This window comes from Plantactinospora sp. B24E8 (genome assembly GCF_039871735.1).
Lineage (GTDB): Bacteria > Actinomycetota > Actinomycetes > Mycobacteriales > Micromonosporaceae > Plantactinospora.
In genome coordinates, this window is record NZ_JBDPMH010000049.1 from 1 (window position 1) to 22,182 (window position 22,182).

A 22,182-nucleotide genomic window follows, 5' to 3' on the forward strand; every position below is an offset into this window, starting at 1 on the left:
GGGTGGCGTCCGCCCCCGACCCGTCCGCCCCCGACCCGTCCGCCCCCGACCCGTCCGCCCCTGACCCGTCCGCCCCTGACCCGGGCCCACTCCGCTCCGACCAGCGCAGCCCGTCCTCGCGTACCCGGTCGGCGAGGTCGAGTTTGGTGTACGTCGGCCGGCCCACCTCGTGGTACTTCGCCTTGACCCGGTCCAGGTAGCCTCGCGCGGTGGCGGGCTGGATGCCGACCTTGCGGGCCGCCGCGTTCAGGGTCATCCCCGACGCGTACGCGACGAGCACCGCCCGTTCCTGCGGGGCGAGCCGGGGCCGGTCCGGGCGGGTGTCGGACGACCAGGCGAAGGCGAGTTCGGGGGAGTGCGCGACCTCGCCCCGGGCGACGGTACGGATCGCCTCGGCGAGCGTCGGCAGGTCGTGGTCCTTGGTCAGATATCCGGACGCCCCGGCCCGCATCACGTCGACCCCGTGCACGGCGTGCGGTACGACGCTTACGACCAGCACCGCCCGACCGGTCGCGACGAGCCGGTGGACGTTGTCGACCGGTGCGGAACCGTCCGCCAGGAGCAGGTCCAGGACCACCACGTCGGCGGGTTCCCGTTCGGCGGCGAGCAGTCGGTCGACGGTCGGGGCCGCGCACTTGAGCCGCAGGTCGGGGGCGGATCCGAGCCAGGCGGCGACACCGTCCAGCAGCATCCGGTCGTCGTCGACGACCGAGACGGATATCAACGACACTCGCTGGCACCTCACCCTCGGCGGCGATCGCGACGTCGGGATCGATGGATGGCGGGAACCGGATCCTAGACCGGTGAGGATGTCTCGTCAAGACAACACTTCTGCACTCTGGTACCAGTTGACCACGGTGCGTGACCATCGCCCCGGAGTCCGGGGGAACATCACGCGGAACCGGCCGGCCGGTGGTCCGACCGGCGGGCGGAGTGGGGAGGCACCTGGTGAACGGGACGACGGTCGGATTCGTGGAACTCGTCCGCGCGGCGGTGGCCGCGGGTCGCCCGGCCCGGGTGCCGGTCACCGGGGCCAGCATGCTGCCGGCACTGCGGTCCGGCGTGGTCCTTGTCGAACCGGTTCACTGGGGCGAACTGCGCCCCGGCGACGTGGTCGCGTACGAACACGAGCGGAACATCGTCGTACGCCGGCTGGTCGCGCAGCTCGGCGACCGGCTGCTCACCGCCGGCGACAACCTTCCGCTGTACGACCCGCCGGTGCCCCGCCACGCCCTGGTCGGTCGGGTGTCCGGGGTTCCGGACGAGCCGCCGTCCGGGCTGCCCGACGGGCTGTCCGGGAGGCTCGGCCCACGGGGCGGCTGCGGTGGCCGCCGGCCGGTGCCACCGCTGCGGAGCGTCACGCTCTGGTTGGCCGGTGCGGCGGCCCGGACGATCGAGGAACGGGACCACCCGGCGCCGGAGACCGGGGTGCTCGACGGGGTGCTCCGGGTGCGCCACCTGGCGGACCGCACCCTCGACCCCGAGCGGTTGGCCCGGGCCGTCCACGCCCTGCCGGGCACGACCGTCGGCATCTCCGCCACCGCGGTACGGGGGGTGGCCGGACTGCGGACCGGGCTGACGGATCCGGGACCGCGTGCGACGGCAGGCCTGGACATCGTGCTCGGCTGCCGGTACGCGCCGCTGTCGGCGCCGCACCCCCGACCCGACCGGGAACCGCCAGCCACCGCTGCCGTCGACCCCGCTGCCGGCGGTCCGGTGGCGGACCGGTGGCAGCAGGGCGAGCCGCTCCTGCCGGCCGACGCGGTACGGCACCACCTGCGGGTCGGCCCGCCGCTGTGCGACATCCCGGCCCCGGTGGCGGTCCGTGCCGTCCTCGCCGCCTTCGGCGTCGGTGTGCCGTACGCACTGGCGGCCGTTCCGGCGATCACGCCGGTCGCCCTACCGGCGGGGGCCCGCTGACCGGGATCTAGCTCACAGGGCCAGCCGACCCGGGACACGGGGCGGGGTGGACCCGTAGACTGAGCCGACAACTTCATACCTCATCCAGAGGGGCTGAGGGATACGGCCCGTTGACGCCCCGGCAACCACTTCGCTGTCTCGATGACGAGGCCCCGCGAGGCAGGTGCCAATTCCGTCCCCGCCGCGTGGTGCGGCGCAGGGAAAGATGAGAGGACGGCCTCGACATGACGTCGATCATCGACGCGACCCACGCCCAGACCTCCCCGGTGGCCCCGAACCCCGCCCGTGTCCTGGTCTGTCGTGGCTGCGGCACCGAGTACCCGCTCGTCGCGCAGCACGCCTGTTACGAGTGTTTCGGCCCGCTGGAGGTCGGCTACGACCAGGCCCTGCTGGCCCGGGTCACCCGTGCGCAGATCGAGGCCGGCCCGGACAACCTCTGGCGGTACGCCGCCCTGCTGCCGACCGGTCAGGACCCGAGCACCCGGGTCACCCTCGACCCGGGCATGACCCCGCTGGTGCCGGCCCTCGGTCTCGCCGCCGAGCTGGGCATCCGGGCCCCGCTGTGGGTCAAGGACGACAGCGCGAACCCCACCCACTCGTTCAAGGACCGGGTGGTGTCGGTGGCGTTGACCGCCGCCCGGGGACTCGGCTTCACCCGGTTCGCCTGCGCGTCGACCGGCAACCTGGCGAACTCGGTGGCCGCGCACGCCGCCCGGGCCGGCGTACCGTCGATCGTTTTCATCCCGAGCGACCTGGAGCAGGGCAAGGTGGTCACCACCGCGGTCTACGGCGGTGACCTGGTCGCGATCGACGGCTCGTACGACGACGTCAACCGGCTCTGCGGCGAACTGGTCGAGACCGACGAGTTCGAGGACACCGCGTTCGTCAACGTCAACGTCCGGCCCTACTACGCGGAGGGTTCGAAGACCCTCGGGTACGAGGTGGCCGAGCAGCTCGGCTGGCGGATCCCCGAGCAGGTGGTGATCCCGATGGCCAGCGGTGAGCTGCTCACCAAGGTCGACAAGGCGTTCAGCGAGCTGGTCGAGATCGGACTGGTCGAGGCGCCGGCGAAGGGGTGGAAGGTCTTCGGTGCCCAGTCGGCCGGCTGCAACCCGATCGCCACCGCCCTGCACGCCGGCACCGACGAGATCACCCCGGTCCGGCCGACCGGTATCGCGAAGTCGCTCAACATCGGCGACCCGGCCGCCGGCCTCTACGCCCTGGAGGCGGTACGCCGTACCGGGGGCTGGATGGAGTACGTCGACGACGACGAGATCCGGGCCGGGATCCGGCTGCTGGCCCGGACCACCGGCGTCTTCGCGGAGACCGCCGGTGGGGTCACTGTCGCGGTGTTGAAGAAGCTTGTGGAGAACGGTCGACTCGACCCCGACGCGGAGACCGTCGTCTACAACACCGGCGAGGGCCTCAAGACCCTGGACGCGGTCGCCGGTCAGGTCGGGCCGACGTACCGGGTCAAGCCGTCGCTGCGCGCGGTGCGCGACGCGGGTCTGCTGGGCTGATTTCCAGAAAACTCGGCTGATTCCCAAAAATCTTGCGCCACGTGTCCGTGTGGCGACCGAGCAGATGCACGTGCAACTTGCAGGTGAGATCCGTTCGGTCGCCCCGGAACGTCTCCGACAACCCCTGACGGATGCGGTGTGTAGCTGCCGTTTTGCCGCAGGTGACGAAAACACTCCGCCAGGGACTTGACGGCTGCATCTGCAGGACGCAAGATGCTCCGTGCGGGAGGGCGCTTCGCCGTAGACTTTCTAAGCTCTTACGACCCAGCGCCGGAGGCGTTGTGCGGGCGTCCCTCCCGACCAAATCTTTGTCCACCGGTTGACGCCGGCGATCGATCGCCGCCAACCGGTGTTTTCTGTTCAACGACGCTCCGGTCGCCGGGTAACGGCGATAATCGGTCGCGATCTCGGCGCCGCTTCGGCACCCTCGGTTCATGGACATCGTGGTCAGCGCCTTCGACCCGCACGACGACACCGCCGTCGAGCAGGCGTACCGGATCCAGACCGAGGTCTGGGCGGACCAGCAGCCCGACGCGCCGCCGTACTGTCGTCAGCGTTTCGTCGGCGGACTGCGGCATCCGATGCCGGGCGACGAGCAGCGGCACATGCTGGCGTACCTCGACGGCGTGGCCGTCGGCTACCTGGAGATCCGGCTGCCGCAGTTGGAGAACCGGGAGAACGCCCAGGTGACCCTCTCGGTGCTGCCGGCGTACCGGCGGCGCGGGGTCGGCCGCGCGCTCTACGACCACGCCGTCCGCCTCGTCCGCGCCCTCGGTCGCAAGCGTCTGCTCGGCGAGGTGTTCACAATGAACCCGGACGGCGCCGCGACAAGCGCCGGTGACGCCTTCGCCGCCGGGCTGGGGGCGCACGCCGCGCTCACCGACATCCGTCGTCGACTCGACCTGACCCGGCTCGACGAGCCGGAACTCGACCGGCTGTTGGCCGCGAGCCGGGCCCGCGCGGACGGCTACACGACGGTCTTCTGGACCGGTCGGACCCCGGACGAGTATCTCGCCGACGTCGCCTACCTGGACAGTCGGCTGATCGAGGACGCCCCGCTCGGCGACGTGACCTGGGAACCGCCGGTGCCGGACGCCACCCGGATCCAACAGGCGGAGGACGCCCTGATCGCCCGGGGCTCCCACTGGTACAACTGCGGCACCCGGCACGACGCCACCGGCCGGCTGGTCGCCTGGACGGCGATCAACATGAGCGCCAGCTCCGACACACACGCCTTCCAGTCGATCACGCTGGTCGAGCCGCGCCACCGGGGTCACCGGCTGGGCACCCTCGTCAAGATCGAAAATCTCCGGTACGTCATGGCGCAGCAGCCGGCACTGCGGATCATCGACACCCACAACGCCGCGACGAACAGCTACATGATCTCCATCAACGAGGCCCTGGGCTTCCGCGCGGTCGGCGGCCTGACCAGCTGGCAGGTGACCCTGTAGGTGCCGTCGCCCCGGTGACCTGCCCGATCCTCCGGGCAGGTCGGCGCGGGTCGCAGGCTGGGCCGGGGCGGGCGGCTGCGGCATGATGACGGGATGACGGAGACCCCGCACCCGCTCTTCACCCGGCACGCCGACACCCTGGAGCGTGCGCTGACCGCCATCACCGAACGCGGCTACTGGTCGGCCTATCCCGAGTCGCCCAGCCCCCGGGTGTACGGCGAGACCGCCGCCGCCGACGGCGAGGCCGCGTTCCGCGCGTACCTGGCCGGGAAGTTCCCGCTCGACCAGCCCGGCACCGTCGACTGGGTGACCACCGAGACGAGCCCGTTCGGCATCGAACTCGGCGTGCAGTACCCGCACGCCGACGCCGAGACCCTGCTCGCCGCCGCCGCGACCGCGCTGCCCGGCTGGCGGAACGCCGGCCCGCAGACCCGGGTCGGGGTCTGCCTGGAGATCCTCGCCCGGCTGCACGCGCACATCTTCGAACTCGCGAACGCGGTCCACGCGACCAGCGGCCAGGCCTTCGTGATGGCCTTCCAGGCCGGCGGGGCACACGCCCTGGACCGGGCGCTGGAGTCGCTCGCGTACGCGTACCGGGAGATGACCCGGCACCCGGCGGCCGCGACCTGGGAAAAGCCGGCCAAGGGCGAGCCGCTGCGGATGGCCAAGACGTTCCACGTGGCGCCGCGCGGGGTGGCGCTCGCCATCGGCTGCAACACGTTCCCGACCTGGAACACCTACCCGGGTCTGTTCGCCTCGCTGGTCACCGGCAACCCGGTGGTGGTCAAGCCGCATCCCCGGGCCGTGCTGCCGCTCGCCATCACCGTCCGGTACGCCCGCGAGGTGCTGGCCGAGGCGGGCTTCGACCCGAACCTGGTGCTGCTCGCCGCCGAGGCGCCCAACGAGCGGCTCGCCTCCACCCTCGCGCTCCGCCCCGAGGTGCGGATCATCGACTACACCGGCTCCACCGAGTACGGCGACTGGCTGGAGGCGAACGCCCGGCAGGCCGTCGTCTACACCGAGAAGGCCGGGGTCAACACGATCGTGGTCGACTCCACCGACGACTTCGCCGGCATGTGCCGCAACATCGGCTTCTCGCTGGTGCTCTACAGCGGACAGATGTGCACCACCCCGCAGAACATCCTGGTGCCGGCCGCCGGCATCAACACCGACCAGGGGCACAAGAGCTTCGACGAGGTCGCCGCCGGGATCGCCGGGGTGGTCGGCAAGCTCACCGGAGACCCGGCCCGGGCGGTCGAGCTGACCGGCGCGGTGGTCAACGACGGCGTACTGGCCCGGCTCGACGAGGTTGCCGGGGTCGGCGAGGTGGTGCTCGCCTCCCGGACGGTCGACCACCCGACGTACCCGGGCGCGGTGGTCCGTACCCCGCTGATCGTGAAGCTCGGCGCGGACGCCGTGTCGACGTACGGGCGGGAGTGGTTCGGCCCGATCTCGTTCGTGATCGCCACCGACTCGACCGAGCACAGCCTGGCCCTGTTCCGGCAGACCGTCGGTGAGCGGGGCGCGCTGACCGCCGCCGTCTACGCCACCGACGAGGCGGTACTCGACGCCGCCGAGACCGCCGCCATCGAGTCCGGGGTGCACCTGTCCTGCAACCTCACCGGCGGCGTCTTCGTCAACCAGTCGGCGGCCTTCTCCGACTTCCACGGCAGCGGCGCCAACCCGGCGGCGAACGCCGCCCTCACCGACGGCGCCTACGTCGCCAGCCGCTTCCGGATCGTCCAGTCCCGCCGCTGAGCGGCGAGGAAGGCCCCTTCCCGCCTCGGGAAGGGGCCCCTCCTGGCCGGCGCCGGTGGTGGCGTGCGGGTCAGGCGGCCCGGGACATCTGGAGTTCGCGCAGGGCCGGCACGGTCGGGTGCGGCACGCGTACGCCGGTGTCGACAAAACCGAGCCGCTGGTACGCCCGTACCGCCCGGTTGTTGCCGACCACGACCTCCAGCAACAGTTCGGGCCGTCCGACCGCCCGGGACCAGTCCGCCACCGCGTCGACCAGGGCGGCGAGCAGACCGGTGCCCCGCCAGGCCGGGGTGAGGTAGACGGCGAAGACGACCGTACGCCCGGGTTGGCCGGGTGCGGCCTGGCCGCCGGCGTGCCCGACCAGCCGGCCGTCGACCTCGGCGACGAAGGCGGCACTGCGGTGCCCGGTCGCCATGGTCGCGATCCGGGCCGCGTACTCGGCGTGTGACCGGGCCGCCGCGTCGGCGAGGGTCTCCAGGAAGGCCAGCGGCGAGTCGGCGAGCATCTCCAGTCGGAGTGCCCGCATCCGGGCGGCGTCGGTGAGCCGGATCCGACGTACCGTCGGCGGCCCCGGCGGGTGCGGGAGCGCGCTGGTCGGCAGCGGTGGTTCGGCGGGGCCGTCGGGCGGTGGGCCGGCGGCGGTTTCCGGAGCGGGAGCCGACACGTCGGTCATGGTCGCACGTCGTAGCCGGGAGCATTTCGACGGGTCACCGCCGGGGTGCCGGGGCGGTCAGGTGGGCGGTGACCTGCGCAGCGACGGTCGCCGATAGCCGGGCGGGTGGTGTCGGGCGTCCGGTACCCGGCTCGCTGACCGTTTTGGACTAGTGCGCTGCCGCCCGACCTTGGTGTACGGTGCGGATTCGGCCGCTTGATTTGTTCGATCCGTCAAGGGGAGTGACAGATTCGGCGGTCCCGGCAGGCGTACGTCGACGTCGGGCTTGGTCAGCCCCGGCGCGAAGTAAGGAAGTGCACCGTGGCGCAGGGCACCGTGAAGTGGTTCAACAGCGAAAAGGGCTACGGCTTCATCGCGGTTGACGGCGGGCAGGACGTTTTTGTCCACTTCTCCGCGATCCAGATGGACGGTTACAAGGCACTCGACGACGGTCAGCGCGTCGAGTTCGAGATCGCCCAGGGCCAGAAGGGCCCGCAGGCGGAGCAGGTCCGGGTCATCGCCTGAGCCGGCGGGCCGCGGTCGTTTCCGTTCACCGGGCAACCCCGGAGCCCCGGCCCGTTGACTCACGCTCTCTCCTGGCAAGCCCTGACCTGCGGGAAACCCGGGTCAGGGCTTGATCTGACGCGCCAGCGGCACGGCTGCCGGACGCCGCGCCCGGTGACTCGACCAGATCTGTGATCCGGTGGGGCCGGCTGCGCTGGTGATCCGACCCGTGTCGGCGGATTCCGGCGCGACATCGTGTTCATTCGCGGTATTTCCGGGTGGCCCGGCGGGTCGTGTCCCGAGCCGGTTGTCCGCGATCTCCGCGGGACCGGGACGTCCGATCGCGGCGCCCTCGGTCGCCGATCGCGGGATGCCCGACGGGCGGCAGGACGGACCGGCCGGTGTCCGTTGTTGATCTTTCGGTCCCGGCTCGACCGGGCACGTCGACCCCGCCACCCCGGTCGCCGGTCGGCTCCCGTCGCCCCGTCGCCCCGACGTCCTCGCCGGGGGTGGGTCCCCCTGCCTCGTTCCGCCCGCCTGCCGGCCTGCGGCGGGCCGTCGCGGCGGTCCTCCGGTCCGGTCCACTCGCTTGCACTCGGCATGGGAGAGTGCTAAACAAGTGATTGGCACTCGCGCGTCGCGAGTGCCAGAGGTCGGGGCGGTAGGGCCACGGTCGCGGGTTCGTCGTACGGGCACGCGGCACATGGCCGGTCGTCGCGGGCTGTCCGGCCCGGCCAACGGACGTCACTGTCGCACAGTGCGACGGAGTTGACCAGGCGCTTCAGCGCCGGGGACGGCCCCGTCCGCCAGTGCCGTAGTGACGTCCGAAGGTGCGTAACCAGGCGGCAGGTCGGAGCCGACGAGACTCCGGCGGCCGTGAGTGTCCAGGAGGACAACGCCGTATGGCCAAGATGATCGCGTTCGACGAAGAGGCGCGCCGCGGCCTCGAGCGGGGCATGAACACCCTCGCCGACGCCGTGAAGGTGACGCTGGGCCCCAAGGGCCGCAACGTCGTGCTCGAGAAGAAGTGGGGCGCCCCCACCATCACCAACGATGGTGTGAGCATCGCCAAGGAGATCGAGCTCGAGGACCCGTACGAGAAGATCGGCGCCGAGCTGGTCAAGGAGGTCGCCAAGAAGACCGACGACGTGGCCGGTGACGGCACGACGACGGCGACCGTCCTCGCCCAGGCGCTGGTCCGCGAGGGCCTGCGCAACGTCGCGGCCGGCGCGAACCCGATGGCCCTCAAGCGGGGCATCGAGGCCGCGGTCGCGAACGTCTCGGAGGAGCTGAGCAAGCTCGCCAAGGACATCGAGACCAAGGAGCAGATCGCCTCCACCGCCTCCATCTCCGCTGGTGACACCAGCGTCGGCGAGATCATCGCCGAGGCGATGGACAAGGTCGGCAAGGAAGGCGTCATCACCGTCGAGGAGAGCAACACCTTCGGGCTCGAGCTGGAGCTGACCGAGGGTATGCGCTTCGACAAGGGCTACATCTCGGGGTACTTCATGACCGACCCCGACCGGATGGAGGCCGTTCTCGACGACCCGTACATCCTGATCGTCAACAACAAGATCTCGACGGTCAAGGACCTGCTGCCGATCCTCGAGAAGGTCATGCAGTCGGGTAAGCCGCTGGCCATCATCGCCGAGGACGTCGAGGGCGAGGCCCTCGCGACCCTGGTCGTGAACAAGGTCCGGGGCACCTTCAAGTCCGTCGCCGTGAAGGCGCCGGGCTTCGGTGACCGCCGCAAGGCCATGCTGGGCGACATCGCCATCCTGACCGGCGGCCAGCCGATCAGCGAGGAGGTCGGCCTCAAGCTCGACGCCGTCGGCCTCGACATGCTGGGCCGCGCCCGCAAGGTCGTGGTGACCAAGGACGAGACCACCATCGTCGACGGTGCCGGCGACGCCGACCAGATCCAGGGCCGGGTCAACCAGATCCGGGCCGAGATCGAGAAGAGCGACTCCGACTACGACCGTGAGAAGCTGCAGGAGCGCCTGGCCAAGCTGGCCGGCGGTGTTGCGGTGATCAAGGTCGGCGCGGCCACCGAGGTCGAGCTGAAGGAGCGCAAGCACCGCATCGAGGACGCCGTGCGTAACGCGAAGGCGGCCGTCGAGGAGGGCATCGTCCCCGGTGGTGGCGTGGCGCTGGTGCAGGCCGGCAAGACCGCGTTCGACAAGCTGGACCTCGCCGGTGACGAGGCGACCGGCGCGCAGATCGTCAAGCTCGCGCTGGACGCTCCGCTGCGGCAGATCGCCGTCAACGCCGGCCTCGAGGGCGGCGTCGTGGTCGAGAAGGTGCGCAACCTGGAGGCCGGCCACGGCCTCAACGCCGCCAACGGCGAGTACGTCAACCTGCTCGAGGCGGGCATCATCGACCCCGCCAAGGTGACCCGGTCGGCGCTGCAGAACGCGTCGTCGATCGCGGCCCTGTTCCTGACCACCGAGGCTGTGGTGGCGGACAAGCCGGAGAAGAACCCGGCCCCGGCCGGTGCGCCGGGCGGCGGGGACATGGACTTCTGAGTCCAGACTCCACGTCGTGAGGGGCGGGCCGCGCGAGCGGTCCGCCCCTTCGTCGTACCCGGCGTTCGCCTGTGCCCCGCGGCATACCCGGCGGGTCGGCTGTCGTCAGCTCGGCAGCCGTCGCTGGTTCCGCCGCTTCGCCGCCCGGCTGAACGGTCTGCCGACCTCGACCGGGACCTCGACCGACTCCCGGTCGTCGACCGCCCCACGGGCCTGGGCCCCACCGAGGTCCCCTGGGTCGTCCCCGGGTACCGCCGCGCCGGCACCGTCGACAGCGTCGTGCCGTCCGACGACGTCGTCCTGGCCGAGCCGGGGCACCGGGGTCTCGGCGGCGGGCAGGTCCGTCGGCGGATGCGCCACCGGACGCAACTTGTCCACCGGGTCGTCGTCATTCGCCATGAGTGCCTCCTCCCCGCAAACGGTAGGAGGTGACCGGCGGTGCGAATGGGTAAATGGCGGTTTGTAGGTACACATCCGTTATCAACCGTGCTCGGCTGATCAGAGCTGCTTGCGGTAGAGGAAGAACACCCGCTCGACGGTCGCCCCGGCAGCCCGGGAGTAGAACGGGACCGGCCCGACCCAGCCGATCTGGGCCCGACGGTGGCCCGCCGCGTACTGGTCGCGCAGACAGCGCCGCAGCAGCACACTGCCGATCCCCAGCCCCTCGGCGGCCGGCGCGGTCCCCATCGGCCCGAACCAGCTCGGCCGGGACGAGCCGTACGCGGCGAAACCGAGCAGTTCCGGCTCCCCACCCCCCTGCGGAGTACGGACGGCGAGGTGGCAGCCGGCGTCGTCCGGCCCGACCGAGTGCGCCAGTTCGGCGTCCCAACTGCCGCCGAAGGTGTCCCGGGCGAACCGGGTCAGTTCCGGCACGTCCGCCGGTCCGGCACGCCGTACCGTGACACCCTGGGCGGCCAGCCGCTGTTCGGCGGCGGCGGTGGAGCGCAGCGCCGGCGAGGACTCGTCGGAGAGGTCGGCGGTCATGTTCCAGGCCGTACCGTCCGGGGTGTAGCCGAGCGCCAGCGCGGTGCAGACCGCCGGGGTGTACCGGACGTCGATCCCCGGCCACGCGTAGTGCGGCGCGTTGCCGGCGATCCGTACCTGGGCGGCGCCGAGTCCGGCGAGCGCCGCCTCCACCGACCGCAGCAGCGCCCGGCCGATGCCCCGCCGCCGCCGGTCCGGCCGAACGACGAACAGGTCGACGTGCCCGACGGCCGGGTCGCGGTACGCCAGCGAACCGAGCGCCGCGCCGACCACGGCACCGTCGGCCAGGGCGACCACCCCGGCGGTACGCCGCCGCTGCGCCGACCCGGGCGGTGGGGTGTCGTCCCGCAACCGGGCCACGATCTGGGCCGCCTCGGCGGCGTCCTCGGGCAGGTCCAGCGCGTCCGTGCAGAGCTGGACCACGGCCGGCACCTGGGCGTCGGTGAGCGCGACGATCGAGAACTCGGCTTCCATGATCGCCGACGATAGGTCATCGGTCGACCGACGTACAGGTTCGTCGGCGTCGCCGGTCGGAGTGCTCACCGCCCCTGGTCGAGCTGCTGGGCCGCCCGGACGGCGGCGTACGCGTCCACGATGCCGGCGCCGGAGATCCGTGCCGGCCCGCCGCACTCGTCCGCCGGCTGGCGGGAGCGGAACGTCGGGTCGACCGGTGCGGCGGTGTCGCGCAGGATCCGGCCGGTGGTCGCCAGGTCGCCGACCAGCGCGGGATTCGCCGACCACATCAGCGCGACGACCCCGGCCACGTGCGGGGCCGCCATCGACGTACCGCTCTGCGCGCCGTAGCCGCCGCCGGGCAGGGCGGACAGCACCTCGTCGCCGGGCGCGACCAGGTCCGGTTTCGCCGCCCCGCCCGGCGCCGGACCCCGGCTGGAGAAGAACGTGACCCGCCGGTTCCGGTCCGTCGCCCCGACGGTGAAGACCTCCGGGTACGGCGCGGGCGGATCGTCGAGCGATCCGCAGCCGGGACCGGTGTTACCGGCGGCGGCGACGAAGAAGATGCCGGCGGAGGCGAGCGCGGCGGCGGCCGGCCGCAGCGTCTCCCGGGCACAGCCCTCGATCGGCGGACAGCCCCACGAGTTGGTCAACACCTGTGGCGCCCGTTCCGGCCGTCCGGCCCTGAACGGGTCGGCGCCGGGCGGGTACGGCGCCAGCATGAACTGCAGGCAGTCCAGGTAGTCGGCCGGATTGCCGAGGTTGCGGTCCAGGTTGACGCAGCCCACCCAGCGGGCTCCCGGCGCCACCCCGACGTGCTGACCGCCGACCGCGGTGGCGAGGGTGTGCGTACCGTGACCGCCGTGGTCGACCGGGGCGCGGGTGCCGTTCCACGGGTCGTGCCACGAGTCGTCACCGCCCCGGAAACCGGCGGCCAGGGCCGGATGGGTTCCGTCCACCCCGGAGTCCGAACTGCCCACCACGACGCCCGTACCGTCGATGCCGAGCTCGGCCCGGACCCGGTCGGCGCCGATCGTCGTCAGGTTCCAACCCGGTGACGTCGGGGCCGGGTCGTCGCCGCGTGCCGGCCCGCCCCCGGCCGGCAATCGCCGCAGCCGCTGGCTGACCAGCACCCGGGCCACGTCCTCCCGGCGGGACAGCCAGGCCGCCACCGCCGGACCCCCGTCCGTCTCGATCGCGTTGACCAGGTAGTACGGCGTGTGGTTCAGCCGGAACCGGGTCAACTCCCGGCGCAGATCCGCCTGGGAGGACCGGGCGGTGTCGACCAGTCGGCGGTAGACCTCCCGACCCCGGGCCTCCCGGCCGGCCGGACCCGCCGCACCCGCCACCCCGGTCAGGTCCGCCTGCTGGCGGAGCACCACGAAGAGCCGTTCACCGTGCCAGCCCGGGCTGCCGAGCCCGACGTACACCGCGCCGGCGCCGAGCAGCAGGACACCGGTCACCGCCACGGCCACCGGCCGGCGGGGCAGTGCCGCCGTGGACCGGCCGAAGCCGACGCCGTACCCGACGGCGAGCAGCACCGCGACGGCGAGCGAGCCGAGGGCGGCGATCGCGGCCCAGTACGGCACGTCGCGGGTGACCGCCAGCAGCAGGGTGATCTCCTCCGGGTCGACGAAGGCCAGTGGACCGATCGCGGCGATGCCGACAAGCCAGCCGCCGGCGGTGTCCGGCCGGACAGCCGCGCCGTCCGCCGATGACGGCGCGCCGGCGGACCGGGCCCGGCCGACCGCGTGCAGCGCGGCGAGCGCGAATCCGGTTGGTGGCAACACCAGGAGTACGGCGAGTTGGGTGCCGGACTGGCCGGTGCCGGCGGCGAGCAGGGCGAGCGCCACCCCGGCCACCAGCCCGCCGAGCAGGACGAGTCCGGTGCGGGAGCCGCCGGGTTCCGGCGCGAAGGCGGCCCAGAAGCCGGTGTGCAGGACGGTCGCGGCCAGCCAGCCGACCGTGGCGGCGGCGAGCAGGGCGAGCACGGTCTCCAGCGTGCCGCCCAGTGCGCCGACCCAGGCCCAGGGCAGCAGCAGGGCCAGTCCGGCGGCGGTCCCGAACAGGACCGCACCCAGCTCGGTACGGGTCCGAGCCGTGGCTGCCCCGAGCAGGGATGGCTGTACTCCCTGCCCGGCCGGGGACCCGTGGACCGGTTCGCGGGCCGACCTGTGGATTCCGCTGCCGAGCCGGCGGATCAGCACCGTGGCCAGGGCTGCCGTCGCGGCGAATCCGGCGAGGTACACCTCGTGCGCGGTCGTCGGGATCGCCCGGAGGGTCAGCAGCACGCCGAGCGTGATCGCGCCGAGCAACCAGGCCCGGCCGGTGGCGCGTACCGCCGGGGAACGGGGCAGGAGGGCCAGCAGTCCGGTCGGCACTCCCACCAGTAGGGCGTTGGCCAGGCCGATCGCCGGCCAGAGCCAGACCGGCCGGTCCAACCCGGCGACGAGCAGTGTCTGGTCGACGGCCCACCCGACGGTCTGGGCGACCACCGTCACGCCGACCGTCCAGAGCCCGACGAGAACGGCGGCGACCACCGGCCAGGGGCTGCTGCCGGCCACCCCGACGGCCGCCGGATACGGAGGCGGCGGATACGGGTACGGCGGGACAGCCGGGGGTGGGTACGGCGGCGGCACGGACGAGGGCCCGGGCGGCGGGGAAGCACCGGGCGGCGGGGAAGCACCGGGCGGCGGGGAAGCACCGGGCGACGGGGACGCACCGTCCTGCATGCCGCGAAATGCTACGACGTCCGGCCACCCCGGCGGGTCCGCGTCGCCTTCCCCCGCACCGTCCTCCGTGGACGCCCCGTCGGGTGGGTAACTCAGTCGGCGGAAGCCGTAGGGTCGCCGGCCTCCTCCTCGGCGGCGGCGTTGTCGTCCTGGGCCGCGCTGTCGTCCTCGGCTGCGCTGCGGAGCCGGTTGACCAGCTGCTCCAGTGCGGCGACCTCGGCGCGCAGCGCCGCCCGACCCTGCCGGGTGAGCCGTAGCCAGGTACGGGGGCGCCGGCCCTCGTACCCCTTGGTCACCTGCATCAGGCCGGCGTCCTCCAGGATCCTGAGGTGGCGGTTCAGGTTGCCGTCGGTCAGCCCGAGTTCGTCGCGCAGGGTTCCGAACCCGCACTCGCGTACCTCGCTGAGCACGGTCAGGATGGCGAGGCGTACCCGTTGGTGGACGGTGTCGTCCAGGGCGAGGGCGGGATGCGCCGCCGGGGCCTGCCGGTCAGGCACCCGGGACCTCGGTGGTCCGTACCGGTCGGGTGGTGCGGCGGGCGGCCCGCAGCGCGCGGACGGCGGCGAAGCTGACCAGCGGTAGCGCCATCAGGACAAGATAGTGCCCTGGTCGGAGGGCGAGTTCGCCGCCGAGCGAGGTGTCGCCGCCGCCGAGGAGTCGGGTGGCCCAGGGCGGCAGGTAGCCGAGCGTGCGGGAGCCGCAGAGCCAGGCTGTCAGCAGTGCGATCCAACCCCCGGCGATCGCGAGGGCGACGCTGCGTTCGGCCCAGGCGAGGGCGAGCACCGCCGCCGCGACCGGGAGCAGCGGGGTCAGCAGGCCGGGCCACCAGAAGTCCGGGGTGGCGGCGCCGAGGTGGTCGGCGGCGATCCGCCGTTCCGGTACCGCCGCGAGGACGGCGAGCAGTGCCAGTACGCCGAGGCCGGTGGCGGCGAAGACCGGCCAGGCGACCCGTAGGCCCAGCCGGCGGGCGCGCCAGGCGTACCAGGCGCCGGTCGCCGCGAAGAGCAGCGGGATCCCGACGAACCAGAAGACGTACGACAGCACCGGGTCGTGTTGCTCGTCGCGCAGCCCCGCCCAGTAGGGGTGACTGATGGTGATGCTGGTGGGTGTTCCGAACGGGGTGCGGTAGAGCAGGCTGCTGGCCAGCAGCAGCGTGGCGACACCGAGCGCCGGCAGCCAGGCCCCGGCGTGTGCCCTGTCCCGGGTACGACTGCGGAGTCGGTCCAGTTCGGCGAGCGTACGGGCCGGGTGGGTGTGCTCCGGTGGGTGCATGACCGCCCCCTTACTTTGCATCCGTTATCTACTCTGCGATGCAAAGCATATGCCTGTCGACACCCCAGGACAAGGAGGACCGGTCACCGGAGTTGGTCGGCGAGGGGCACTGCCCCGACGAGAAGCGACAGGAGGGGGCCTTCCCCACCGACGGTGGGCGGCTAACGTGGACGGGTGCGTGACCCCAGCGTTTCCCGGAACACGGCCGGAGAGTTGTCACCCGCCCGTCGGGCGGCCGACCTGCGACGGCTGCGGAGTGAACGGTTCGACGTACTCGTCATCGGTGGTGGGGTGACCGGGGCGGGCGCCGCGCTCGACGCGGCCTCCCGGGGGCTGAAGGTGGCGCTGGTCGAGGCCCGTGACTACGCCGCCGGCACGTCCAGCCGGTCCAGCAAACTCATCCACGGCGGGCTGCGCTACCTGGAACAGCTGGAACTCGGGCTGGTCCACGAGGCGCTGACCGAGCGGGGCCTGCTCGCCACCCGACTCGCGCCGCACCTGGTCCGTCCGGTGCCGATCCTGGTGCCACTGCCGGCCGCGGACGGACCCACGGCGCTGCCGAAGCGGGTCTGGCGGCGCTCCTACTACGGCACCGGGGTCGCCGCGTACGACGCCTTCGCCGGGATCTTCGGCGGCGGGCGCGGCATGCCGCTGCACCGGCACCTCAGCCGGGAGGGCACCCGCCGGATCTTCCCGAGCCTGCGCGCCGACGCGGTCTCCGGGGCGATCCGCTACTACGACGGCCAGGTCGACGACGCCCGGCTGGTGGTCACCCTGGCCCGGACCGCGGCCAGCCTCGGCGCGGCCGTGGTGACCAGCGCCCGGGTCGTCGGCCTGAACCGGCAGGCCCGCGAGGTGACCGGGGTACGGGTCCGGGACATGGAAGCGCCGGCGCAGGGGAACGGCGAACCCGCCGAGTTCGAGGTGAACGCCCGGACCGTGATCGCCGCCACCGGGGTGTGGAGCGACGACATGTCCGAGCTGCTCGGCGACGTCGGCGTCCGGCGCGGGCTGCGGGTCCGCGCCTCCAAGGGGGTGCACCTGGTGGTGCCCCGCTCGGCGATCACCGGCGAGGCCGGGCTGATCCTGCGTACGCCGACCTCGGTGCTTTTTGTCCTGCCGTGGGGCGGGCACTGGATCATCGGCACCACCGACACCGACTGGCGGCTCGACCGGGCCCACCCGGCCGCCTCGGCCCGCGACATCGACTACCTGCTCGACCAGGTCAACACCGTGCTCGACCGGCCGTTGACCACCGACGACATCGAGGGCGTCTACGCCGGGCTGCGCCCGCTGCTGACCGGCGAGGCGGACTCGACGTCGAAACTGTCCCGCGAGCACGCGGTCTTCGAGCCGATGCTCGGGCTGCTGCTGGTCGCCGGCGGCAAGTACACGACGTACCGGGTGATGGCCGCCGACGTGGTCGACAAGGCGGCCCGCCGGCTCGGCAACGTCCGCGCGTCCCGCACCGCCGACCTGCCGCTGCTCGGCGCCGACGGGTACGCCGCGCTGTGGCGGGACCGGGCCGACCTGGCCCGCCGACACGGCGTACCGGCCGGGGTGGTGGAACACCTGCTGGAGCGGTACGGCAACCTGACCGGCGAACTCCTCGCCATGGTCGACGCCGAGCCGCTGCTCGGATCACCGCTGGCCGGGGCACCGGAGTACCTCGCCGCCGAGGTGGTGTACGCGGCCCGGGCCGAGGGCGCGCTGCACCTGGACGACGTGCTGACCCGGCGTACCCGGATCTCGTTCGAGACGCCGCACCGGGGTGCCGAGTCGGCCGAGCAGGCGGCCGAACTGATGGGCCGGGTGCTCGGCTGGGACGCCTCGGTACGGGCCCGCGAGGTCGAGCACTACCTGGCCCGGGTGGCGGCCGAGCGGCAGTCGCAGCGGATGCCGGACGACGCCACCGCGGACGCGGCCCGGCTCGGCGCTCCCGACGTACGCGGTCTGGCCGCCGACCGTGGCGCGGGTGTCGGGCCGGACGGGGCACAACTGTCGGGTTGAGCGACGGGCCGGCCGGGGCGGCTGACTAGACCACCTTGCCGGGGTTGAACAGTCCGGTCGGGTCGAGGGCGTGCTTGATCGCCTGGTGCACCCGTACCCCGACCGGACCGATCTCCCGGGCCAGCCAGTCCCGCTTCAGCAGTCCCACCCCGTGCTCGCCGGTGCAGGTGCCGCCGAGCGAGAGCCCCAGCTCCATGATTGCGTCGAAGGCCCGCCGGCCGCGGGCCACGCTGGCCGGGTCGGCCCGGTCCACCACGATGTTCGGGTGCATGTTGCCGTCCCCGGCGTGCCCGACCACCCCGATCGGTACGTCGCACTCCTCGGCGATCCGGGCCACCCCGTCCAGCAGCGCCGCCAGCGCGTCCCGGGGTACCGCGATGTCGTCGATGACCAGCCCGCCGTTGCCGCCCGGGAACGCCTGCGCGGCGAACCGCTCCATCGCCGGGTGGGCCAGCCGACGTGCCTGGAGCAGCGCGGACGCCTCCTCGGCGTCGGTCGCCGCGTAGACCTCGTCGGCACCGCTGGCCGTACAGACCTCGGCCAGTCGGGCCAGGTCGGCGGCGGCCCGGGGCCCGGTGTCGGCGGCGGCGAGCAGCAGCGCGCCGGCGTCGGTCCGCAACCCCATCGGCCGGTACGCCTCGATCGCCCGCAGGTGTGTCCGGTCCAGCAGTTCCAGCAGGCTCGGGCTGAGCCCCTGGGCGGAGATCCCGGCGACCGCCCGGCCGGCGGCGGCGGTGGACGGGAAGACCGCGACCAGGGTCAGTGACTCCTCGGCCGCCGGGCGCAGCGAGACCGTCACCTCGGTGATCACGCCGAGGGTGCCCTCCGAACCGACGAAGAGCCGGGTCAGGTCGTACCCGGCGACCCCCTTGGCGGTACGTCGCCCGGTCCGCAGCACCTCGCCGTCGGCGAGCACCACCTCCAGGCCGAGGACGTACTCGGTGGTGACGCCGTACTTGACGCAGCACATGCCGCCGGCGTTCGTGGAGACGTTGCCGCCGATCGTCGACGACTCCCACGAGCCCGGGTCGGGCGGGTAGCGCAGCCCGTGCTTGGCGACCGCGGCCGCCAGGGCGGCGTTGACCACCCCCGGCTGCACCACACCGATCCGGTTCACCGGGTCGATCTCGAGAATCTCGTCCATCGCCGTCATGGAGACCACCACCGCGCCGTCGACCGCGTTCGCGGCCCCGGCCAGGCCGGTCCGGGCCCCCTGCGGCACCACCGGTACGCCGTACGCCGCGGCGGTCCGGACCACGGCGACCACGTCGGCGGTGCTGCGCGGCCGGACCACCACGGCCGGCATGCCGGCCACGCAGAGGTCGGCCTCGTCGCGCTGGTAGCCGCGGAGCAGGTCGGGATCGGTCAGTACGGCGGATTCACCGAGTGCCGCCCGCAGGTCGTCGAGAAGATCCGGCATGGTGGGCAGGCTAGTCGGCCGACGACCTGTCGACCATGGTCGGTTTCGGACCGCCACTGTTAGGAAGGTTCGGAAGCGGGTAGTCCCCGCCATGCGCACCGTCCGGGACACCGTGGCAAAAGCGCCGGTCGACCTGGACCTGGACCGGGAGCGGATCAGCCAGCTGGCGAAGGAGTTCCGGAGGCGCTCCAGGGCCACGGTGAAGGACCGCTGGCACGCCGTACGGTTCAACCTGCTGCTGTCGGTGCAGGCCTCGGTGGCGGCGGCGCTGGCCTGGACCGCCTCGCACGAACTGCTGGGCAACCCGTCGCCGGTCTTCGCGCCGATCTCCGCGATCGGCACCATCGCCTCCTCGGTCGGGCAGCGGTTCCGCCGGACCGTCGAGCTGATCATCGGCGTCGCGGTGGGGATCGGACTCGGTGACCTGCTGGTCCTGCTGGCCGGACGTGGCGCGTGGCAACTCGGCCTGATCGTGCTGCTCTCGATCGTGGTCACCATCTTCCTGGGCGGCGGTCCGGCGGTGGTCACCCAGGCGGCGGCGACCGCCGTGCTGATCGTGACCGTCATGCCCTCCATGTCGAACGTCGAGGCGCCCCGGGTGATCGACGCGCTGATCGGTGGGGCCGCCGGGCTGGTGGTCATCGCGCTGGTCCTGCCACTGAATCCGCTCCGGGTGGTGGACCGGGCGGCCCGGCCGGCACTGGGCCGGCTCACCGAGGAGCTGACCGAGACCGCAGAGGCGCTCAGAACCCGGGACGCGCCCCGGGCGCAGCGGGCCCTGGACCGGCTGAACGAGGTCGAGGAGCACCTGCAGGGCTTCGAAGAGGCGCTGGAGGGCGGCCGGGAGACCTCGATCCTGTCGCCGGTGCGCTGGCACCGCCGGCCGGCGCTCACCCAGTACGTGGAGAGTTCCCAGTTCATCGAACACGCGGTGCACAACAGCGGCACGCTGATCCGGCGCGCGGTCACCGTGCTGGAGGACGACGAGCCGGTGCCGGAGGAGTTGGCGACCGCGGTGGCGCTGCTGGCCGACGCGGTGAAGCTGCTTCGCAAGGATCTCGGGATCGGCATCGAGCCGGAGGCCGCACGGGAGCAGGCGCTGCAGGCGATCGGGCAGGCCGGCCGGGCGTACGACGAGGGGGTGGGGTTCTCCGGCAGCGTGGTGGTCGCGCAGGTCCGGACCGCCGGCAGTGACGTGCTCCGGGCGACCGGCATCGAACGGACCGAGGCGAACCGGCTGGTGCGGCTGGCGGCCGGCGGGCACCCCGACGACGCCACCCAGGCCGCCCAGAAGGCGGCCCGCGAGGGCCAGACGACCCGGTCGGGCGGGCAGCGTCGCCGCCGGGCCATCTGATCCGACCAGCCTGACCCGCCGGCCGGCTCTCTGATCCGGCCGGCCTGACCTGCCGGCCGGCTCAGCTGGCGCCGGTGAGCGTACCCAGGGCGGTCAGCAGGCGGTCGACGTGCTCGCGGCCACTGCCCAGGCCGATGCTGGCCCGCAGCGCCGTGCCCGGCAGGTCGGTCCGTCCGGTTCGGGTGGCCGCCTCGGTGAGCAGGCGTCGGGCCAGCGGATGGGCACAGAACTTCCCGTCCCGGACTCCGATCTGCCACCCCCGGGCGAGTTCCGCGGCGACCTCCGCCGAATCCCGGCCGGCGACCACGAACGACACGATCCCGACCCGGGGCGCCTCGGCGGCGAAGGTACGCAGTTCGCACACCTGCGGCAGCGCGGCGAGTCCGGCCCGCAGGTGGGCGAGGAGGGCCTGCTCGTGGGCGTACAGCGCGGCCCGGTCCGCAGCCTCCAACGCCGTACAGACAGCGGCCAGCGCGACCGCGCCGAGCAGGTTCGGGGTGCCCGCCTCGTGTCGGGCCGGCCCGGTCGTCCACCGGACGTCGTGGGTGGCGGTGCCGACCGCCAGGGTGGCCCCGCCACCGGCCAGGTACGGCGGGGCCGCGTCCAGCCAGTCCGACCGCCCGGCCAGTACGCCGACCCCGAACGGGGCGTACAGCTTGTGTCCGGAGACCGCGACGTAGTCCACGTCCAGCGCGCCGAGGTCGACCGGGGCGTGCGGGGCGAGCTGGGCCGCGTCCAGGGCGATCCGGGCGCCGTACCGGTGGGCGGCCAGGGCCAGTTCCGCGACCGGCCAGACCTCCCCGGTGACGTTGCTGGCCCCGGTCACCGCGACCAGGATCGGCCCTGTCCCGTCGGTGCCCCGGCGCAGTTCCCGTAGGGCGGCGTCGAGCGCCCGGACGGCTGCGGCGGGGGAGTCGGGGACCGGCAGCCGGACCGTCCCGGTGGGCCACGGCAGCAGGTTGGCGTGGTGCTCGCCGCCGAAGGTGACCACCCGGGCACCGGGCGGCAGGGCCCGGGCCAGCAGGTTCAGCGCGTCGGTGGTGTTGCGGGTGAAGATGACGTGGTCACCCGCGCGGACGCCGAGGAAGTCGCCGACCTGTTCCCGGGAACGCTCGTAGGCGAGGGTGCTGCGCCGGGACAGCGCTCCGGCGCCCCGGTGCACACTGCCGTACCAGGGCAGAAGTTCGGCCACCGCGTCGGCGGCGGCCCGGGCGCACGGCGCGGTGGCGGCGTAGTCGAGGTTGACCTGCCCGGGTACGCCGAGCACGTCGAGCGGCCTGGCACCCGGCACGGTGCGGCCGTTGTCCGGCACGGCGACGCCGGCGGCCGGCGCGTTCCCGGCCTCCCGGGGTGCGGTACGGCGGGAACGGGACGCGAGGGTCGTACTCATCGGGGTACCTCCGGCAGTCCAGGGACCCCGGAGTGGGATTGGGTCGGGGCCCGCGCTTGCCTGGCGCGGCGGTGCGACCAGGCCCGGTCATCACCCGGGGCACCCCACCGCGAACCTCGACGAGGGTTGCCGGCCAGCAAGCCGGGGCTGAACGCTGGCACTCGTGACCTGCCGGTGAGCATAGCCGGAGCGGAAGTGGTGAGACCAGGCTCTGCCGGATGTGACTACGCTGACGTC

General features: G+C 73.1%; 17 protein-coding genes and 2 riboswitches. Of the genes, 8 read left to right on the forward strand and 9 right to left on the reverse strand.

The features are described 5' to 3' along the window. Window positions 1-730: response regulator transcription factor (locus tag ABGB21_RS34855; protein ID WP_347681438.1), on the reverse strand; the 730-nt coding region annotated here is incomplete at its 3' end. 218 nt (window positions 731-948) lie between these two features. On the opposite strand from ABGB21_RS34855, the gene ABGB21_RS34860 reads away from it, so the two are divergent. From ABGB21_RS34860 to paaN, 4 genes are all read left to right on the forward strand, one after another. Next, window positions 949-1,920, forward strand: a complete 972-nt coding sequence (locus ABGB21_RS34860) for a S26 family signal peptidase (protein WP_347681440.1) — start codon at window positions 949-951, stop codon at window positions 1,918-1,920. 77 nt (window positions 1,921-1,997) lie between these two features. Next, window positions 1,998-2,132: riboswitch (SAM riboswitch) on the forward strand. Window positions 2,133-2,144: 12 nt separating this feature from the next. After that, window positions 2,145-3,440: a threonine synthase gene (thrC, locus tag ABGB21_RS34865; RefSeq protein ID WP_347651961.1), complete on the forward strand. Its 1,296-nt coding sequence runs from the start codon at window positions 2,145-2,147 to the stop codon at window positions 3,438-3,440. Window positions 3,441-3,874: 434 nt separating this feature from the next. After that, window positions 3,875-4,891 (forward strand): GNAT family N-acetyltransferase, encoded by a 1,017-nt coding sequence (locus ABGB21_RS34870; RefSeq protein ID WP_347651960.1) that lies wholly within the window; start codon window positions 3,875-3,877, stop codon window positions 4,889-4,891. Between the two features lie 93 nt (window positions 4,892-4,984). After that, complete coding sequence (gene paaN / locus ABGB21_RS34875) at window positions 4,985-6,649, forward strand: phenylacetic acid degradation protein PaaN (RefSeq protein WP_347681442.1); 1,665 nt, start codon at window positions 4,985-4,987, stop codon at window positions 6,647-6,649. Between the two features lie 70 nt (window positions 6,650-6,719). On the opposite strand, the gene ABGB21_RS34880 is transcribed toward paaN, so the two are convergent. After that, window positions 6,720-7,322 (reverse strand): GNAT family N-acetyltransferase, encoded by a 603-nt coding sequence (locus ABGB21_RS34880; RefSeq protein ID WP_347651958.1) that lies wholly within the window; start codon window positions 7,320-7,322, stop codon window positions 6,720-6,722. A gap of 300 nt (window positions 7,323-7,622) precedes the next feature. Between ABGB21_RS34880 and ABGB21_RS34885 the strand changes: the two genes are divergently transcribed. Continuing rightward, entirely contained in the window at window positions 7,623-7,826 is a 204-nt protein-coding gene (locus ABGB21_RS34885) for a cold-shock protein (RefSeq protein ID WP_095568160.1), read from the forward strand. A gap of 881 nt (window positions 7,827-8,707) precedes the next feature. Continuing rightward, entirely contained in the window at window positions 8,708-10,330 is a 1,623-nt protein-coding gene (gene groL, locus ABGB21_RS34890; RefSeq protein WP_347651957.1) for a chaperonin GroEL, read from the forward strand. Between the two features lie 105 nt (window positions 10,331-10,435). Here groL and ABGB21_RS34895 read toward each other — a convergent pair whose 3' ends face one another. From ABGB21_RS34895 to ABGB21_RS34915, 5 genes are all read right to left on the reverse strand, one after another. Next, window positions 10,436-10,729, reverse strand: coding sequence for a hypothetical protein (locus ABGB21_RS34895; RefSeq protein WP_347651956.1), 294 nt, complete (start codon window positions 10,727-10,729; stop codon window positions 10,436-10,438). Window positions 10,730-10,828: 99 nt separating this feature from the next. Beyond that, window positions 10,829-11,788, reverse strand: coding sequence for a GNAT family N-acetyltransferase (locus ABGB21_RS34900; protein WP_347681444.1), 960 nt, complete (start codon window positions 11,786-11,788; stop codon window positions 10,829-10,831). Window positions 11,789-11,853: 65 nt separating this feature from the next. Beyond that, complete coding sequence (locus ABGB21_RS34905; RefSeq protein WP_347681446.1) at window positions 11,854-14,331, reverse strand: S8 family serine peptidase; 2,478 nt, start codon at window positions 14,329-14,331, stop codon at window positions 11,854-11,856. 260 nt (window positions 14,332-14,591) lie between these two features. Beyond that, window positions 14,592-14,996, reverse strand: a complete 405-nt coding sequence (locus ABGB21_RS34910; protein WP_347681448.1) for a transcriptional regulator — start codon at window positions 14,994-14,996, stop codon at window positions 14,592-14,594. Then, window positions 14,989-15,771: a hypothetical protein gene (locus ABGB21_RS34915; protein WP_347651952.1), complete on the reverse strand. Its 783-nt coding sequence runs from the start codon at window positions 15,769-15,771 to the stop codon at window positions 14,989-14,991. Before ABGB21_RS34915 ends, ABGB21_RS34910 begins: the two co-directional genes overlap by 8 nt. A 174-nt stretch (window positions 15,772-15,945) precedes the next feature. Here ABGB21_RS34915 and ABGB21_RS34920 point away from each other — a divergent pair, with 174 nt between their 5' ends. Next, window positions 15,946-17,781 (forward strand): glycerol-3-phosphate dehydrogenase/oxidase, encoded by a 1,836-nt coding sequence (locus ABGB21_RS34920; protein ID WP_347651951.1) that lies wholly within the window; start codon window positions 15,946-15,948, stop codon window positions 17,779-17,781. Window positions 17,782-17,806: 25 nt separating this feature from the next. Here the strand turns inward: ABGB21_RS34920 and ABGB21_RS34925 are convergent, their stop codons facing one another. Further along, a complete protein-coding gene (locus ABGB21_RS34925) occupies window positions 17,807-19,201 on the reverse strand; it encodes an FAD-linked oxidase C-terminal domain-containing protein (RefSeq protein WP_347681450.1) in 1,395 nt (464 codons plus the stop codon). 112 nt (window positions 19,202-19,313) lie between these two features. Between ABGB21_RS34925 and ABGB21_RS34930 the strand changes: the two genes are divergently transcribed. Then, window positions 19,314-20,555 carry an FUSC family protein gene (locus ABGB21_RS34930; protein ID WP_347681452.1) on the forward strand — a complete coding sequence of 414 codons (1,242 nt, stop codon included), beginning with the start codon at window positions 19,314-19,316 and terminating at the stop codon, window positions 20,553-20,555. A gap of 61 nt (window positions 20,556-20,616) precedes the next feature. Here the strand turns inward: ABGB21_RS34930 and ABGB21_RS34935 are convergent, their stop codons facing one another. Next, a complete protein-coding gene (locus ABGB21_RS34935) occupies window positions 20,617-21,945 on the reverse strand; it encodes an aminotransferase class V-fold PLP-dependent enzyme (protein WP_347651948.1) in 1,329 nt (442 codons plus the stop codon). Between the two features lie 47 nt (window positions 21,946-21,992). Next, a riboswitch (SAM riboswitch) is annotated at window positions 21,993-22,114 on the reverse strand. Window positions 22,115-22,182 lie beyond the last annotated feature (68 nt).

Coding starts and splice junctions, on each gene's coding strand:
- thrC (WP_347651961.1), top strand. CDS start 2,145: ATGACGTCGATCATCGACGCGACCCACGCCCAGACCTCCCCGGTGGCC.
- ABGB21_RS34870 (WP_347651960.1), top strand. CDS start 3,875: ATGGACATCGTGGTCAGCGCCTTCGACCCGCACGACGACACCGCCGTC.
- paaN (WP_347681442.1), top strand. CDS start 4,985: ATGACGGAGACCCCGCACCCGCTCTTCACCCGGCACGCCGACACCCTG.
- ABGB21_RS34880 (WP_347651958.1), bottom strand. CDS start 7,322: ATGACCGACGTGTCGGCTCCCGCTCCGGAAACCGCCGCCGGCCCACCG.
- groL (WP_347651957.1), top strand. CDS start 8,708: ATGGCCAAGATGATCGCGTTCGACGAAGAGGCGCGCCGCGGCCTCGAG.
- ABGB21_RS34895 (WP_347651956.1), bottom strand. CDS start 10,729: ATGGCGAATGACGACGACCCGGTGGACAAGTTGCGTCCGGTGGCGCAT.
- ABGB21_RS34900 (WP_347681444.1), bottom strand. CDS start 11,788: ATGGAAGCCGAGTTCTCGATCGTCGCGCTCACCGACGCCCAGGTGCCG.
- ABGB21_RS34915 (WP_347651952.1), bottom strand. CDS start 15,771: ATGCACCCACCGGAGCACACCCACCCGGCCCGTACGCTCGCCGAACTG.
- ABGB21_RS34925 (WP_347681450.1), bottom strand. CDS start 19,201: ATGCCGGATCTTCTCGACGACCTGCGGGCGGCACTCGGTGAATCCGCC.
- ABGB21_RS34935 (WP_347651948.1), bottom strand. CDS start 21,945: ATGAGTACGACCCTCGCGTCCCGTTCCCGCCGTACCGCACCCCGGGAG.